The following is a 12,872-nucleotide window of genomic DNA, read 5'->3' on the forward strand; positions in this document are numbered from 1 at the left end:
CCCGCGTTCAGCGCGTCACTTCACGCGATGCCAGTCCGCGATGTTCCAGAGCTCGCTGTCCCAGTCGGAGATCTTCACGCCCCCGAGGCTGTTGGCGTGCGCGGAGGTGCCGCCGCGATGGACGAGCGGGATCATGGCGTAGTTCTGCATGAGCATGTCGTTCATCTGCTTCACGATTTCCGCCCGGGCCTCGAGCCCCGCGGTGCGCGAAAGCTCCGCCGCGAGCGCGTCATAGGCCGGATCGCAGAAGCGCATGATGTTCTCGCCCTGCCACTGCGTCGCCGGCCGCGGGGCCTTGTCGCAGATCGCGTTGGCCATGTAGGCCTCCGGATCGACGCCCGAGAAGTTGTTCGTGTACATCTCGAGGTCGGCGTAGAACTTCTGGAACGTGTCCGGCGAGTTCGGGTCGCCGCCGAAGAAGACGCTGGCGGAGATGTTCCGCAGCTCCGTCTCGACGCCGATCTCGCTCCACCATTCCTTGATGATGGCCTGGAATTCCTGGCGCACCGCGTTCGTGGAGGTCTGGTAGAGGAAGGAGAGGCGCATGCCGTCCTTCTCCCGCACGCCGTCAGGGCCGGGGACCCAGCCGGCCTCGTCCAGCAGCGCCTTGGCCTCCTCGATGTTCTGCGTCAGGCAGGCGTCGTTCGCCGTGGAGACGTAGATGTCCGGCCCGGGGACGACGTTGCAGGTCGGCCGCCCGGTCTTGCCGTAGCCGATCTCCGTCAGGATCACCGGGTCGATGGCGCGGGAGAGCGCCTTCCGGACGCGGATGTCGGAGAGGATCGGATGCGCGTTCGAGCCGTCCTCCTTCCAGACGGAGCGCTCGTCCGGCCCGAGCGCCGGGTCGGGGTTGGTGAAGTTGACATGGATGCGCTCGACCGAGGTGCCGAAGGCGACGACGACCTTGCCCTTGCCGGCCTCCTCCATCTCGTTCAGCACTTCCGGGCTGATCTGGAGGTTCCAGGCGTAGTCGAACTCGCCCGTCTGGAGGACGGAGCGCGCCGCGGACTCGGCGTCGCCGCCGCCCTTGAAGGTCACGGTCGCGAAGGCGGGCTTCGCCGGGTCGCGATAGTTCGGGTTCGCCTCGAGCGTGATGACGTCATTGGCGCGGAACTCGACGACGCGGAACGGGCCGGTGCCGATCGGGTTGAAGTTCTGCTCCGTGCATTCCGGCGCCTTCGCCCCGGTGCATTCGGCGAACTGCTTCGCCTGGATGATCGGGCTCTCGGAGCCGACCAGCGCGGTGTAGGGGAAGGGCTTCGCCTCGGAATAGGTGATCTTCAGCGTATGGTCGTCGAGCGCCTCCATCCCGGCCACGCCCTCGAAATAGCTGGTCTGCGCGCAGCCGCCGTCGGGGTTGGTGCAATACTGCCAGGTGAAGATCGCGTCCGCCGCGGTGAAGGGCGTGCCGTCGGACCAGAGGACGCCCTGCTTCAGCTTCCAGGTGATCGTCGTCAGATCCTCGGAGACGCCGCCGTTCTCGACGGTCGGGATCTCCTCGGCCAGCAGCGGCGTCAGCGCGCCGGTGTCGTCGAACCGGGCGAGCGGCTCGATGACCATCGACGCCGCCTCGACCTCCTTCGTCCCGCCGGAGAGGAACGGATTCATCGTGGACGGCGCCTGCCAGTAGATGATCTTGAGCTCGCCGTCGGCCCCCCGCTCGGCGAGGACGGGGCCGGCGCAGAGCGCCAGCGCCGTGCCCGCGGCGAGTAGATGTTTCAGTCCGGTCATTGTTCAGGCTCCCTGTCTGTTGACCTTGTGACGATGTCGGCGCCGCCCGTTTTCCGGGCGGCCCTCAGCTGACGATAGCGGATGCTCCGCCGCGCGGAAGGGCGAATTCCCGCCCTCATGCCGCGAAATGGCAGGCGACGCCGCGCCCGTCCGCCAGTTTCCGGAAGGCGGGAACCTCGGCCGCGCAGCGCGCCTCGGCCACCGGGCAGCGGGTGCGGAAGACGCAGCCGGAGGGCGGGTTGGCGGGCGAGGGCACGTCCCCCTGGAGGATGATGCGCTCCACGCTCCGCTTCTCCACCGTCGGCACGGCGGAAAGGAGCGCCTTCGTATAGGGGTGGCGCGGGCTCTCGTAGAGCGCGTCGCGGCTCGCGAGCTCGACCAGCCTGCCGAGATACATCACCGCCACCCGGTCCGCGATGTGGCGGACCATGGAAAGGTCATGGCTGATGAAGAGATAGGTGAGGCCCAGCCGGTCCTGCAGGTCCTCCAGCAGGTTGACGACCTGCGCCTGGATCGAGACGTCCAGCGCGGCGATGGGCTCGTCGCAGACGATGAATTTCGGGTCGAGCGCCAGCGCGCGGGCGATGCCGATGCGCTGCCGCTGGCCGCCGGAAAACTCGTGCGGATAGCGGTTCGCGAAATCCGGATTCATGCCGACCTGGTCGAGCAGGGCGCGCACCTTGTCCTGCCGCTCGGCGCGGCTCATGTCGCGCCGGTGCTCGTCCAGCGGCTCGGCGATGATGGAGCCGACGGTCATGCGCGGGTTGAGGCAGGCCTGCGGGTCCTGGAAGATCATCTGCATCGAGGGGCGGAGGCGGCGGAGCGCGTCCCCCTCCGTCCTCGATATGTCCTTGCCGTCGATGAAGATCGAGCCGGCGGTCGGCTTGTAGAGGCGGATCACGGCGCGCCCCGTCGTGGACTTGCCGCAGCCCGACTCGCCGACGACGCCCAGCGTCTCGCCCCGGCCGATCTCGAAGCTCACATCGTCCACGGCCTTGATGACGCCGACCTGCCGGCGGAAGATGCCGGCGTAGATCGGGAAATGCATCGAGAGCCCGCGGACGCTGACCAGCGTCTCCGCCTTCGCTGCGTCAAGCGGCATCGCGTCCCTCCTGCGGCGGGGTCCACCAGCAGGCGACCTCGTGTCGGTCGCCGCGATCGAGAACGGGCGGGTTCGCCTCCCGGCATTTCGCGTGGACATGCGCGCAGCGCGGCGCGAAGGGGCAGGAGGAAGGCGCGGCGCGGAGGATCGGCGGCTGCCCGGCGATGGTCAGCAGCCGTTCCTTCCGCGCGCCGCCGAGATCGGGGAGGGTCTGCATCAGGGCGCGGGTATAGGGATGCTGCGGCCGGGCGAAGAGCTCCGCCACCGGCGCCTGTTCGGCGACCTGGCCGCCATACATCACCATCACCCGGTCCGCGATGCCGGCGACGACGCCGAGATCGTGGGTGATCCAGATCACCGCCATGCCGAGCTCGGTGCGGAGCTTCTGCACGAGGTCGAGGATCTGCGCCTGGATCGTCACGTCGAGCGCGGTGGTCGGCTCGTCCGCGATCAGCACCTTCGGGTCGCAGGCGAGGGCGATGGCGATCATCACGCGCTGGCGCATGCCGCCGGAAAACTGGTGCGGGTAATCGTCCAGCCGCGCCGCGGGCGAGGGGATGCCGACCAGCGCCAGAAGCTCCGCCGCCCGCTCCCGCGCCCGCGCCTTCGAGAGGCCGAGATGGACGCGGAGCGGCTCCATGATCTGGAAGCCGACGGTGAAGACCGGGTTGAGCGAGGTCATCGGGTCCTGAAAGACGAAGCCGATATCGCCGCCGCGGAGGGCGCGCATCTCCTGCTTCGTCATCTTCAGCACGTCGCGGCCCTGGAACAGCACCTCGCCGCCCGTCACCATCGCAGGCGGGGAGGGCAGGAGGCCCATCAGGGACATCATGGTGACGGACTTGCCGGAGCCGGATTCCCCGACGACGCCGAGAAGCTCCCCCTCCCGCACTGCGAAGCTCACGCCGTTCACCGCATGGACCTGACCGTCCCGCACGCGGAACACGGTTTCAAGATTGCGAACGTCGAGCACCGGCGGCGAAGCCGCCTCTCGCTGATCCGTCATACGCTTCCCTGTCGGCGCGCCCTTGGGGCGTTGTGATTGGGAAAACACAACACCATTCGCTGCGGCGCCGCAAGAGGCGATGCAGCGACTAGCGCTGCGCCTTCACGTAAGCCTTGAGGACCGCGTTGATGCGGGTCTGGTAGCCCTTCCCGCCTGCGCGGAAATGGTCGAGCACGTCCTTGTCGAGCCGGATGGAGACGAGCTCCTTCGGGACGGGATGGACGATTTCGGCGTTCGCCCAGTCGAAGGCCTCGTCCTCGTTATCGGTCTCGGCTTCGGAATCCTCGGGAATGGGAAGGGCGCGCAGCGCCTCCCACTCCGTCACGCCCTTCAGCTTCTTCGCCTCAGAGAGCGTAAGCTTCGTGATACTTCCCGATTTCGCCACGCCTCGCCCTCCTTGCCGAAATGATCCTGCGAACTTCGCCCCGCATCGTGAAGATTACTGCGATGAAGACGCCGCCAAGCGGGCCTATCGCAATGAAGCGCTCCTCGCCTTCGCGCGGGCTGGCGAATTCGAGCACGGGGTTTTCGAAGACAAGGATCGCGTCTTCGAAGGCGATGCCGTGCTTGGCGAGGTTCTTTATGCGCTTTTGGTCATCATATTCGAACGAAAGCCGTTCGCTCATAGTTCAAAGTCCCCTTTGGCCCGTTTGGGGCGCATATGTTCCCGGGGCAGCCCGTCTAGATGCGAGCCTTGGATCTTTGTATATACAATCGCATTACGCCCGTCAACCGCCGCCCGCTCACCCCTTCGTCCAGCTCTCCCGCTTGCGGTAGATCGTGGAGGGGCTGAGGTCGAGCACGCGGGCGGCCTTGGGGACGGAGCCGCCATGCGCGGCGACCGTCGCCTCGATGAATTCCCGCTCCACCTCCGCCATCGTCGCGCCGACGAGGCTTTCGATCCGGGCGGAGAAATCGAGCGGCGCGGCGGCGGAGGGGCCGGGCGCGGCGGGCGGCGAGACGGAGCCGGCGAGGCCGGGCGGCAGCATCTCCGGCGTCGCCTCCTCGGCGTCGTGGAGCAGCACGACGTTCCAGATCACGTTCTGCAACTGGCGCACATTGCCGGGCCAGGGCATGGCGCGGAGCGCGTCCTTCATGCCGGGCGAGAGGCGGGAGAAGCGCTTTCCCTCCTCCCGCGCATAGCGGCGCAGGAAGGCCTCCGCGGCCTCGATCACGTCCTCCCCGCGGTCGCGGAGCGGCGGCAGGTGGATCGGCACGACATGGAGGCGATAGAAGAGATCCTCCCGGAACCGCCCGGCGCGAACCTCCGCCACAGGGTCCCGGTTGGTCGCGCAGATGATCCGCGCGTCCACCTTGCGCGGCGTCGTGGCGCCGACGGGCGTGACCGTCGAGGTCTGGAGGAAGCGGAGGAGCTTGGTCTGGAGCGCGAGGTCCATCTCGCAGATCTCGTCGAGAAAGAGCGTGCCCCCGTCCGCCGCCGCGGCGGCGCCCGGCTTGTCCGCTATCGCGCCGGTGAAGGAGCCGCGGAGATGCCCGAAGACCTCGGATTCCAGCAGGTCGCGCGGGATCGCGCCGCAATTGAGCGCGATGAACGGGCCCTTCGCGCGGCCCGACTCGGCGTGGATCGCCTGCGCGGCGACTTCCTTGCCCGCGCCGCTCTCCCCCGTGATGAACACCGTGGCGGTGGAGCGCCCGATATCCCCGATCAGGCGATAGACCTCCCGCATCGCGGGGGAGCGGCCGATGAAGCCGTGGAAGGCGCCGCCCTCCACGTCGCCGCGGGCGCGGGCCGCGGGCTCGGGCGCGCCGATCTCCTTCATCGCGTTGGAGACGGCGGAGAGGAGGCGCCGCTCGTCGAACGGCTTCACGAGGAAGTCGAACGCGCCGCGCTTCATCGCCTCGACCGCGCGGTTGATCGAGCCGTTGGCGGTGATGACGATGATCTTCCCCGCCGGGTCCGCCGCCCGCATCTCCGTCAGGAGGTCGAGCCCGTCCCCGTCCGGCAGCATGAGGTCGAGGAGGACGAGGCGCCCCTCCGCGCCCTGATGCCGGGCCCGCGCCTCCTCCGCCAGATAGGCGCAGTCGACGGCGTAGCCCTCCCGCTTCAGGACGCCCTCATAGACGAGGGCGAGCGAGCGCGTGTCCTCGACCAGCAGGATCGGCGCTCGTGGGGGCTCGCTCACGCGGTCTTGGCCTTTCGCTCCGCGATGACGAAGCGCATCACCCCGTCGAGCTCCGGCAGCGCCTCGGCGGCGAGCGCGGCGGCGCCGTCCATGTCCTGATCGTTGGCGAGGCGGTTCAGCTTCTCCGCATGGCGCTGGAGCCGGACGGCGCCGACGGCGCCGGCGACGCTGACGAGGATGTGGCTCGCGCCGCGCATCTCGTCCACGTCGCCCTCCTCCGCCGCGGTGTCGATCCGCGCGCGGATGGAGGCGAGGTCGGCCTCCACGCGGGTCAGCAGCTCGCCCATCACCTCCTCGCCGATGGAGGCGGCGAGGCTGTCATAGATCGTGCGCTCGATCAGGCCGGCGCTTTCCGCCGGCTTCGCCGAGCGGGCGCGCCGCCCGTCCATCAGGCTGAGGATGTCGAGCCCGAACTGGCGGATCGAGGTGATGGGCTTGGCGATCAGCCCGTCCGCGCCGACCTTGGCGATCTTGTCGCGGTGCTCCTGCATCGCATAGGCGGTGAGCGCGATCACCGGCGCCTCCGCGAGCGGCCCGGAATCGGCCCGGATCGCGCGGATCACGTCGAGGCCGGAAACGCGGGGCATCTCGATGTCGATGAGCAGCACGTCATAGACGCGCTCCTTCAGCCGTTCGAGCGCGATCGCGCCGTCGGAGGCGATGTCCACCTCCGCGCCGAGGGTCTGAAGCATCTGCGTCGCGACGAGCTGGTTGGTCACGTTGTCCTCGGCGAGGAGGATCGACATCCCCTTCAGCCGTTCAAGGCCGCTCTCCGTCTCAACACTCATGGACCCCGGTCCCTCCGCGTACGCCGATCTTGTTCTACCGTGCCTCCTCTTAGCGGCTATTTGCAAATCGCAAATTAATCGGCGGCGTTCATCCGCGCGCGGGCGGGAGGCCGAGGCCGGCGAGCGCGGCGGCGATCTCGTCGAGGATCGCCGGGTCGTCGATCGTCGCCGGCTGGCGGAAGCTCTCGCCGTCCGCGATCTTCGCCATGATTCCGCGCAGGATCTTGCCCGAGCGCGTCTTCGGCAGGCGGTCCACAACCACGGCGAGGCGGAAGGCGGCGACGGGGCCGATCCGCTCCCGCACCAGCTTCACCGCCTCCGCCACGATCTCCCCGTGCGGCCGCGCGCAGCCCTTGTTGAGGCAGAGGAAGCCGAGCGGCGCCTGCCCCTTCAGATCGTCCGCGATCCCGACGACGGCGCATTCCGCGATGTCCGGATGGTCCGAAAGCACCTCCTCCATCGCCCCGGTCGAGAGGCGATGGCCGGCGACGTTGATGACGTCGTCCGTCCGCGCCATGATCTGGAGATAGCCCTCCGCATCCTTCATCCCGGCGTCGCCGGTCTCGTACCAGCCGGGGAACGTGGTGAGGTAGGACTTCACGAACCGCGCCTCGGCGTTCCAGAGCGTCGGCAGCGTTCCGGGCGGGAGCGGCAGCTTCACCGCCACGGCGCCGAGCGTGCCGGGGGGAACTTCATGCCCGCCCTCGTCAAGGATGCGCACGTCATAGCCCGGCATGGCGAGGCCCGTCGTGCCGAGCCTGATCTCGCAGCCGGGTTCGAGGCCGAGCGGGACGCCGGTGATCGCCCAGCCCGTCTCCGTCTGCCACCAATGGTCCACGACGGGAACGCCGAGGAGGCGCGCGGCCCAGTTCACCGTGTCGGTGTCCGACCGCTCGCCCGCGAGATAGAGCGCCTTGAGCGAGGAAAGGTCGTGCCCGGCGACGAGCGCGCCCGCAGGGTCCTCCCGCTTGATCGCGCGGAAGGCGGTGGGGGCGGTGAAGAAGCTCTTCACCTTGTGCTTCGCGATGACGCGCCAGAAGGTCGCCGCGTCCGGCGTGCCCACGGGCTTGCCCTCGAAGAGGACGGACGCGCAGCCGGCGAGGAGCGGGCCATAGACGATGTAGGAATGGCCGACGACCCAGCCGACATCGGACGCCGCCCAGAACACGTCCCCCGCCCCGACGCCGTAGAGGTTCCGCATCGTCCAGTGCAGCGCGACCGCATGGCCGCCGGAGGGGCGCACGACGCCCTTCGGCTGCCCCGTCGTCCCCGATGTGTAGAGCACATAGAGCGGCTCCGCCCCGCCGACGGGAACGGGCGCGGCGGGCGCCGCCCCCTCCTGGAAGGCGAACCATTCCGCGTCCCGCCCCTCGACGAGCGCGGCGGGCTTCTCCGGCCGCTGGAAGATCACGCAGAATTCGGGCTTGTGCTTCGCGATGTCGATGGCCCCGTCGAGCAGGGGCTTGTAGTCCACCACCCGGCCCGGCTCGATCCCGCAGGAGGCGGCGATCACCGCCTTCGGCTTGCAATCGTCGATCCGCACGGCGAGCTCGTTGGCCGCGAAGCCGCCGAAGACGACGGAATGGACGGCGCCGATCCGCGCGCAGGCCAGCATGGCCACCGCCGCCTCCGCCACCATCGGCATGTAGATCACCACCCGGTCCCCCTTCGCGACGCCGCGCCGCGCGAGCGCGCCGGCGAGCCGGGCGGTGAGGTCCTGCAATTCCGCGTAGGTGACGATGCGGGTGGAGCCGGTGATCGGGCTCTCGTGGATGATCGCCGCCTGGTCGCCGCGCCCGGCGGCGACGTGCCGGTCCACCGCGTTGAAGCAGGTGTTCATCTCCCCGTCCGCGAACCACTCGTAAAGCGGGGCCCGTTCGGGGAAGAGCGCGCGGGAGGGAGGGCGGCTCCACTCCATCGCCTTCGCGGCCTCCATCCAGAACGCTTCCGGATCGGCCTTCCAGCCTTCATATGCCCCGCGATAGCTCATGGCGCTTCCCCTCGCTTTTCCAGAGGGGAAGCATGATATGGCCTTGGCGGCAAGTGCCGGGCCGCCCCGCGACGCGGGCGACCGGGCCGCGAAAGGAGGCTGCGATGCGGGACGCCGCGACATTCTGGGACGGGATCGCGGAGCGCTACGCCGCGAGCAAGGTCTCCGACCCCGAAACCTACGAGCTGACGCTGCGCCGCACGGCGGAGCGGCTTCGCCCCCTGGACCGGGCGCTGGAGATCGGATGCGGCACGGGGACGACCGCGCTGCGGCTCGCCCCTTCCGTCGCGTCGTTGACGGCGACGGACCTCTCCGGCGAGATGATCCGCATTGCGGAGGGCAGGGCGGCGGAGGCGGGCGCGCAGAACGTGCGGCTCCTGCGCGCCGGTCTCTCCGACGCGGCGCTCGAAGGGGAGCCCTATGACGCCGTGCTGGCGTTCAACCTCCTGCACCTGCTGGAGGACCTGCCCGCCGCCGCGCGGCGCGTCCGCGCGCTTCTGAAGCCGGGCGGGCTCTTCATCTCGAAAAGCGCCGCCGTGCCCTCGCCGCAGCCGCTTTCCTTCCGGCTGATCCGCCTCGTCGTTCCCGTCATGCAGGCGCTCGGCAAGGCGCCCGCGGTGGTCTTCCGGCCGGTCGCGGAGGTGCAGGCGGTCATCGAGGCGGCTGGGTTCTCCCTCCTCGCGGCGGAGGATCACGGCGCGCCGGGGCGGGGGCGGTTCATCGTCGCGAAGGCGGTCTGAGCCGGGCCGCGCGGGGCGCGTGACAATCCCCGCGCCCTCCGCTACCGCTTCTCCACCATGACCGCGCCCACCGTCCTCGACAGCCGCTATTCCTGGGGCCGCCTCGGAATCACCCTCGCCATCGGTTCGGTCTCCAGCGTCGGGATCTGGGCCTTCATCGCCATCCTGCCGGCGGCGCAGGCCGAGTTCGGGCTCGGGCGGGGCGGGGCCTCCGTGCCCTATGCGGTCTCCATGCTCGGCTTCGCGCTCGGCAACCTCCTCGTCGGGCGGATGGTGGACCGGCTCGGCGTCGTCCCCTCGCTGATCGGGGCGGCGTGCCTTCTCTCGGCGGGCTTCGCGCTCTCGACGCTGGCGCCCTCCCTCGCGGTCTTCATCCTGCTGCATTTCGCCATCGGCTTCGGCTCGGCCGCGGGGTTCGGGCCGCTGATGGCGGATGTGAGCCACTGGTTCATGCGCCGCCGCGGCATCGCGGTGACGGTCGCCGCCTCCGGCAACTACATCGCCGGCGCGCTCTGGCCCTGGGCGCTTTCGGGGCTGCTGGCGGAGGAGGGGTGGCGCGCCTTCTATCTCGCGCTCGCGCTCATCGTGCTTGTCGTCGTGATCCCGCTCGCGCTCCTCCTCCGCCGCCGCGCGCCGGAGGAGGCGATGGCGGCGGCGGGGGCGAAGGCGGCGGCGAATTCCATGAGCGCGGGGCTCTCGCCCCGCTCGCTCCAATTGCTCCTCTGCCTCGCGGGGCTCGGCTGCTGCATGGCGATGGCGATGCCGCAGGTCCATATCGTCGCCTATTGCGTCGATCTCGGCTTCGGGCCGGCGGTGGGGGCGGAGATGCTCTCGCTCATGCTCATGGGCGGCGTCGTCTCCCGCATCGCCTCCGGGGTGCTGGCGGATGCGATCGGCGGGGTGCGGATGCTGATCGTCGGCTCGGCGCTGCAATGCCTCGCGCTGCTGCTCTACATCCCGTTCGACGGGCTCGCCTCGCTCTATGTCGTGTCGCTCGTCTTCGGGCTGAGCCAGGGCGGGCTGGTGCCGGCCTATGCGATCATCGTGCGGGAATACCTGCCGCCTGCGGAGGCGGGGGCGCGGGTCGGCGTCGTCATCATGTCGACGATCATCGGCATGGCGCTCGGCGGCTGGGTCTCGGGCTGGATCTACGACCTCACCGGCTCCTACACGCTCGCCTTCCTGAACGGCGTCGCCTGGAACCTCGTGAACCTCGCGGTGGCCTTCGCGCTCATCCTCCGGTCGCGGCCGAAAGGGCCCCGCGCGCCCGCGCTTGACGCCCTGCCGACTCGCGCCTAAAAGGCGCAACTCCAATCAGGGCGCCTCCGCGGCGGCCCGGTCTTATGCCGAGGTGATCCGATGTCCCGTCGTTGCGAGCTTTCCGGAAAGGGTGTCCTTTCGGGCAACCGCGTGAGCCATTCCAACATCAAGACCCGCCGGCGCTACCTGCCGAACCTCTCGCCCGTCAGCCTCGACAGCGAGACGCTGGGCCGGACCTTCCGCTTCCGCATCGCGACCTCGACGCTCCGCTCGGTGGACCATCGCGGCGGGCTCGACGCCTATCTCGCCAAGGCGCGGGACGAAGACCTTTCGCCCGCCGCGCTGAAGGTGAAGAAGGAAATCGCGAAGGCTCAGGCCTCCGCCTGATCGCCGCGCGTCTCCCCTGCGGCGGCCCGGCGCTTGATGGCGCGGGCCGCCGCCGGCATTTTCGGCCCATGCGGCTTCTTCGCCTCCTCCTGATTCTCGCCGTGGCGCTCGGCCTCGGGCCTCGCTTCGCCGCGGGCGGCGAGGTCATCTGCGGCGTCAACGGGTTCGTCGCCTACGATTTCGAGCGGGGCGCCCCCGCCGCGCCGGAGCCGGAGCGTTGCGACCATTGCACGCTCGCGAAGGCCGCGCCGCCGCCCGAAGCGCCCGCCCTCCCCGGCCCGCGGCTCGCGGCGGAGCCCGCGGCGGAAGCCGCGCCCGCGCCGCCGCCCGCCCGCCCCGTCTCCCTCGCGGCCCGGCCCCGCGGCCCGCCCCTTCCGGCCTGATCCCCCTCTTCAGATCAGACCGAAAGGACCAAGCAATGAACCGCATGATTCCCGCCGCCTTCGCGGCGCTCCTCTCCCTTGCCGGCGCCGCGTCGGCGCATGGCGACCACGAACATGGCGAGAAAGGCCATATCCACGCCGTCTATCCCTTCGCCTACGCCTCCGCGCCGGGCGCGAAGGCGGGCGGCGCCTATGTCAGCGTCGAGAACGCGGGCCCGGCGGACCGGCTCGTCGCCGCCCGCGCGGACATCTCCGAGCGCGTCGAGATCCATGAGCACCGGATGGAGGACGGCGTGATGAAGATGCGCGAGGTGGAGGCGATCGACCTCCCCGAGGGCGGCGCCATCGAGATGAAGCCGGGCGGCTATCACGTCATGTTCATGGGCCTGAAGGCGCCGCTCGAGGCGGGCGGGACGATCCCCGTCACGCTCGTCTTCGAGAGCGGGGCGGAGCTCGCGGTCGAGGTGCCGGTGATCGAGCGGGGCGAAAAGCCCGCGCACGGCCATTCCGGCCATTCTCACGACTGAGCGGAGAGCAGCTCCTCCACCCAGGCGGGGACAAGAACGGTGGCGGGGCCCTCGCGGGCCTCGTCGAACCGGGCGCCCGAGGCTTCGAGGTTGAGCTCCAGCGTCCGCGCCCCGGCGAAACCCGCCTCCCGCGCGAAGCCGGCGGCGGGGTAGACCTCGCCCGAGGTTCCGATGGAGACGAAGAGGTCGGCGGCGGCGAGCGCCGCGCCGATCTCCTCCATGTGATACGGGATCTCCCCGAACCAGACGACGTCGGGGCGGAGCGCTCTCGCGCCGCAACCGGGGCATTCGCTCGCCGTCGAGAGATCGCCGGGCGCCTCGCCCCGCCCGCCGCAGGCGGCGCAGAGGCGCTTCAGAAGCTCGCCATGCATGTGCAGCAGCCGGCGCGAGCCCGCCCGCTCATGCAGGTCGTCCACGTTCTGCGTGACGAGGAGGAGGCCGCCGCGCCATTCCGCGTCGAGCCGGGCGAGCGCCTCATGCGCCGCATTGGGCCGCGCCTCCCGGCAGAGGCGGCGGCGCTCGTTGTAGAAGTCGTGCACCAGCGCGGGGTTGCGGGCGAAGCCCTCCGGCGTCGCCACCTCCTCGAGCGGATAGCGCGTCCAGAGCCCGCCGGCGTCCCGGAAGGTGCCGAGCCCGCTTTCGGCGGAGATTCCGGCGCCGGTGAGGATGACGATGTTCATGGGCCGCTCCTTCGGGGCGGAGCGTAGACCGGTTTCCGATCTTGCGGAACCAGCGGGCGCCGGCGGTGAGGTCGGTCCGCGCCCGAGCGGCGCGCGAAGGGCCGCGGAATCGCTCGGGAGGACGCCTCGGAACG

General features: G+C 70.0%; 14 protein-coding genes. 5 read left to right on the forward strand and 9 right to left on the reverse strand.

Annotation, left to right across the window (positions count from 1 at the left end):
* Positions 1-15: 15 nt before the first annotated feature.
* From ACE37J_RS07925 to ACE37J_RS07960, 8 genes are all read right to left on the reverse strand, one after another.
* A complete protein-coding gene (locus ACE37J_RS07925) occupies positions 16-1,731 on the reverse strand; it encodes a peptide ABC transporter substrate-binding protein (RefSeq protein WP_409709683.1) in 1,716 nt (571 codons plus the stop codon).
* A gap of 115 nt (positions 1,732-1,846) precedes the next feature.
* A complete protein-coding gene (locus ACE37J_RS07930) occupies positions 1,847-2,833 on the reverse strand; it encodes an ABC transporter ATP-binding protein (RefSeq protein ID WP_409709686.1) in 987 nt (328 codons plus the stop codon).
* Positions 2,823-3,839, reverse strand: a complete 1,017-nt coding sequence (locus ACE37J_RS07935) for an ABC transporter ATP-binding protein (RefSeq protein ID WP_409709689.1) — start codon at positions 3,837-3,839, stop codon at positions 2,823-2,825. The genes ACE37J_RS07930 and ACE37J_RS07935 overlap by 11 nt, the downstream gene beginning before the upstream one ends.
* A gap of 88 nt (positions 3,840-3,927) precedes the next feature.
* Positions 3,928-4,224 carry a BrnA antitoxin family protein gene (locus ACE37J_RS07940; RefSeq protein ID WP_409709692.1) on the reverse strand — a complete coding sequence of 99 codons (297 nt, stop codon included), beginning with the start codon at positions 4,222-4,224 and terminating at the stop codon, positions 3,928-3,930.
* Entirely contained in the window at positions 4,184-4,465 is a 282-nt protein-coding gene (locus ACE37J_RS07945) for a BrnT family toxin (RefSeq protein ID WP_409709696.1), read from the reverse strand. The genes ACE37J_RS07940 and ACE37J_RS07945 overlap by 41 nt, the downstream gene beginning before the upstream one ends.
* A gap of 117 nt (positions 4,466-4,582) precedes the next feature.
* Positions 4,583-5,983 carry a sigma-54-dependent transcriptional regulator gene (locus ACE37J_RS07950; RefSeq protein ID WP_409709699.1) on the reverse strand — a complete coding sequence of 467 codons (1,401 nt, stop codon included), beginning with the start codon at positions 5,981-5,983 and terminating at the stop codon, positions 4,583-4,585.
* Positions 5,980-6,771 (reverse strand): response regulator, encoded by a 792-nt coding sequence (locus ACE37J_RS07955; protein ID WP_409709702.1) that lies wholly within the window; start codon positions 6,769-6,771, stop codon positions 5,980-5,982. Before ACE37J_RS07955 ends, ACE37J_RS07950 begins: the two co-directional genes overlap by 4 nt.
* 88 nt (positions 6,772-6,859) lie before the next feature.
* A complete protein-coding gene (locus tag ACE37J_RS07960) occupies positions 6,860-8,761 on the reverse strand; it encodes an AMP-binding protein (RefSeq protein ID WP_409709705.1) in 1,902 nt (633 codons plus the stop codon).
* Between the two features lie 104 nt (positions 8,762-8,865).
* Here ACE37J_RS07960 and ACE37J_RS07965 point away from each other — a divergent pair, with 104 nt between their 5' ends.
* The 5 genes from ACE37J_RS07965 (at position 8,866) to ACE37J_RS07985 (ending at position 12,058) form a co-directional block, all read left to right on the forward strand.
* Positions 8,866-9,501: a class I SAM-dependent methyltransferase gene (locus ACE37J_RS07965; protein WP_409709708.1), complete on the forward strand. Its 636-nt coding sequence runs from the start codon at positions 8,866-8,868 to the stop codon at positions 9,499-9,501.
* Between the two features lie 57 nt (positions 9,502-9,558).
* Positions 9,559-10,800 (forward strand): MFS transporter, encoded by a 1,242-nt coding sequence (locus ACE37J_RS07970; protein ID WP_409709711.1) that lies wholly within the window; start codon positions 9,559-9,561, stop codon positions 10,798-10,800.
* Positions 10,801-10,860: 60 nt separating this feature from the next.
* Positions 10,861-11,148 (forward strand): 50S ribosomal protein L28, encoded by a 288-nt coding sequence (gene rpmB / locus ACE37J_RS07975; protein ID WP_409709714.1) that lies wholly within the window; start codon positions 10,861-10,863, stop codon positions 11,146-11,148.
* 68 nt (positions 11,149-11,216) lie between these two features.
* On the forward strand, positions 11,217-11,531 hold the full coding sequence (locus ACE37J_RS07980; RefSeq protein WP_409709717.1) for a hypothetical protein: 315 nt from the start codon (positions 11,217-11,219) through the stop codon (positions 11,529-11,531).
* A gap of 35 nt (positions 11,532-11,566) precedes the next feature.
* Positions 11,567-12,058 carry a copper chaperone PCu(A)C gene (locus ACE37J_RS07985; RefSeq protein ID WP_409709720.1) on the forward strand — a complete coding sequence of 164 codons (492 nt, stop codon included), beginning with the start codon at positions 11,567-11,569 and terminating at the stop codon, positions 12,056-12,058.
* On the opposite strand, the gene ACE37J_RS07990 is transcribed toward ACE37J_RS07985, so the two are convergent.
* Positions 12,049-12,738: an NAD-dependent deacylase gene (locus tag ACE37J_RS07990; protein WP_409709723.1), complete on the reverse strand. Its 690-nt coding sequence runs from the start codon at positions 12,736-12,738 to the stop codon at positions 12,049-12,051. The genes ACE37J_RS07985 and ACE37J_RS07990 overlap by 10 nt on opposite strands.
* Between the last annotated feature and the right edge of the window lie 134 nt (positions 12,739-12,872).

The organism is Pikeienuella sp., from assembly GCF_046290545.1.
Classification (GTDB): Bacteria; Pseudomonadota; Alphaproteobacteria; order Rhodobacterales; family Rhodobacteraceae; genus Pikeienuella.

Bases quoted from the DNA above. Each gene is read 5' to 3' on its own strand.
- ACE37J_RS07925 (WP_409709683.1), bottom strand. From the start codon at position 1,731: ATGACCGGACTGAAACATCTACTCGCCGCGGGCACGGCGCTGGCGCTC.
- ACE37J_RS07930 (WP_409709686.1), bottom strand. From the start codon at position 2,833: ATGCCGCTTGACGCAGCGAAGGCGGAGACGCTGGTCAGCGTCCGCGGG.
- ACE37J_RS07935 (WP_409709689.1), bottom strand. From the start codon at position 3,839: ATGACGGATCAGCGAGAGGCGGCTTCGCCGCCGGTGCTCGACGTTCGC.
- ACE37J_RS07945 (WP_409709696.1), bottom strand. From the start codon at position 4,465: ATGAGCGAACGGCTTTCGTTCGAATATGATGACCAAAAGCGCATAAAG.
- ACE37J_RS07955 (WP_409709702.1), bottom strand. From the start codon at position 6,771: ATGAGTGTTGAGACGGAGAGCGGCCTTGAACGGCTGAAGGGGATGTCG.
- ACE37J_RS07960 (WP_409709705.1), bottom strand. From the start codon at position 8,761: ATGAGCTATCGCGGGGCATATGAAGGCTGGAAGGCCGATCCGGAAGCG.
- ACE37J_RS07965 (WP_409709708.1), top strand. From the start codon at position 8,866: ATGCGGGACGCCGCGACATTCTGGGACGGGATCGCGGAGCGCTACGCC.
- ACE37J_RS07970 (WP_409709711.1), top strand. From the start codon at position 9,559: ATGACCGCGCCCACCGTCCTCGACAGCCGCTATTCCTGGGGCCGCCTC.
- rpmB (WP_409709714.1), top strand. From the start codon at position 10,861: ATGTCCCGTCGTTGCGAGCTTTCCGGAAAGGGTGTCCTTTCGGGCAAC.
- ACE37J_RS07980 (WP_409709717.1), top strand. From the start codon at position 11,217: ATGCGGCTTCTTCGCCTCCTCCTGATTCTCGCCGTGGCGCTCGGCCTC.
- ACE37J_RS07985 (WP_409709720.1), top strand. From the start codon at position 11,567: ATGAACCGCATGATTCCCGCCGCCTTCGCGGCGCTCCTCTCCCTTGCC.
- ACE37J_RS07990 (WP_409709723.1), bottom strand. From the start codon at position 12,738: ATGAACATCGTCATCCTCACCGGCGCCGGAATCTCCGCCGAAAGCGGG.